Consider the following 2388-nt stretch of genomic DNA (forward strand, 5'->3'; position numbering starts at 1 on the left):
AGTAGCACGCTCAAGACCCGAAGCGGAGTGATCTAGCCATGGGCAGGTTGAAGCGGAGGTAAGACTTCGTGGAGGACCGAACCCACCAGGGTTGAAAACCTGGGGGATGACCTGTGGTTAGGGGTGAAAGGCCAATCAAACTCCGTGATAGCTGGTTCTCCCCGAAATGCATTTAGGTGCAGCGTCGTGTGTTTCTTGCCGGAGGTAGAGCACTGGATAGGCGATGGGCCCTACCGGGTTACTGACCTTAGCCAAACTCCGAATGCCGGTAAGTGAGAGCGCGGCAGTGAGACTGTGGGGGATAAGCTCCATGGTCGAGAGGGAAACAGCCCAGAGCATCGACTAAGGCCCCTAAGCGTACGCTAAGTGGGAAAGGATGTGGAGTCGCAGAGACAACCAGGAGGTTGGCTTAGAAGCAGCCATCCTTGAAAGAGTGCGTAATAGCTCACTGGTCAAGTGATTCCGCGCCGACAATGTAGCGGGGCTCAAGCGTACCGCCGAAGTCGTGTCATTCACACATATAGGGCCAACGCCTGTGTGGATGGGTAGGGGAGCGTCGTGTGCCGGGTGAAGCAGCCGCGGAAGCGAGTTGTGGACGGTTCACGAGTGAGAATGCAGGCATGAGTAGCGATACACACGTGAGAAACGTGTGCGCCGATTGACTAAGGGTTCCTGGGTCAAGCTGATCTGCCCAGGGTAAGTCGGGACCTAAGGCGAGGCCGACAGGCGTAGTCGATGGACAACCGGTTGATATTCCGGTACCCGCTTTGAAACGCCCAATACTGAATCAGGCGATGCTAAGTCCGTGAAGCCGGCCCGATCTCTTCGGAGTTGAGGGTAGTGGTGGAGCCGACGGACCAGACTTGTAGTAGGTAAGCGATGGGGTGACGCAGGAAGGTAGTCCAGCCCGGGCGGTGGTTGTCCCGGGGTAAGGGTGTAGGCCGTGTGGTAGGTAAATCCGTCACACGTTAAGGCTGAGACCTGATGCCGAGCCGATTGTGGTGAAGTGGATGATCCTATGCTGTCGAGAAAAGCCTCTAGCGAGTTTCATGGCGGCCCGTACCCTAAACCGACTCAGGTGGTCAGGTAGAGAATACCGAGGCGTTCGGGTGAACTATGGTTAAGGAACTCGGCAAAATGCCCCCGTAACTTCGGGAGAAGGGGGGCCATCACTGGTGAGGGGACTTGCTCTCCGAGCTGGGGGTGGCCGCAGAGACCAGCGAGAAGCGACTGTTTACTAAAAACACAGGTCCGTGCGAAGCCGTAAGGCGATGTATACGGACTGACGCCTGCCCGGTGCTGGAACGTTAAGGGGACCGGTTAGCTGACTTTCGGGTTGGCGAAGCTGAGAACTTAAGCGCCAGTAAACGGCGGTGGTAACTATAACCATCCTAAGGTAGCGAAATTCCTTGTCGGGTAAGTTCCGACCTGCACGAATGGCGTAACGACTTCTCGACTGTCTCAACCATAGGCCCGGTGAAATTGCACTACGAGTAAAGATGCTCGTTTCGCGCAGCAGGACGGAAAGACCCCGGGACCTTTACTACAGTTTGATATTGGTGTTCGGTTCGGCTTGTGTAGGATAGGTGGGAGACTTTGAAGCGGCCACGCCAGTGGTTGTGGAGTCGTCGTTGAAATACCACTCTGGTCGTGCTGGATGTCTAACCTGGGTCCGTGATCCGGATCAGGGACAGTGTCTGATGGGTAGTTTAACTGGGGCGGTTGCCTCCTAAAGAGTAACGGAGGCGCCCAAAGGTTCCCTCAGCCTGGTTGGCAATCAGGTGTTGAGTGTAAGTGCACAAGGGAGCTTGACTGTGAGACCGACGGGTCGAGCAGGGACGAAAGTCGGGACTAGTGATCCGGCAGTGGCTTGTGGAAGCGCTGTCGCTCAACGGATAAAAGGTACCCCGGGGATAACAGGCTGATCTTCCCCAAGAGTCCATATCGACGGGATGGTTTGGCACCTCGATGTCGGCTCGTCGCATCCTGGGGCTGGAGTCGGTCCCAAGGGTTGGGCTGTTCGCCCATTAAAGCGGTACGCGAGCTGGGTTTAGAACGTCGTGAGACAGTTCGGTCCCTATCCGCTGTGCGCGTAGGAATATTGAGAAGGGCTGTCCCTAGTACGAGAGGACCGGGACGGACGAACCTCTGGTGTGCCAGTTGTTCTGCCAAGGGCATGGCTGGTTGGCTACGTTCGGAAAGGATAACCGCTGAAAGCATCTAAGCGGGAAGCCTGCTTCGAGATGAGTATTCCCACCTCCTTGAGGGGTTAAGGCTCCCAGTAGACGACTGGGTTGATAGGCCAGATGTGGAAGCCCGGTAACGGGTGGAGCTGACTGGTACTAATAGGCCGAGGGCTTGTCCTCAGTTGCTCGCGTCCACTGTGTT

Annotated in this window: 1 rRNA gene; it reads left to right on the forward strand. The window is 56.3% G+C overall.

Going from position 1 to position 2388, the window contains the following annotated elements:
* A 23S ribosomal RNA gene (locus tag ABZ826_RS39140) occupies positions 1 to 2366 on the forward strand; the annotation flags it as partial.
* Between the last annotated feature and the right edge of the window lie 22 nt (positions 2367 to 2388).

The organism is Streptomyces sp. NPDC047515 (assembly GCF_040643055.1).
GTDB lineage: Bacteria > Actinomycetota > Actinomycetes > Streptomycetales > Streptomycetaceae > Streptomyces.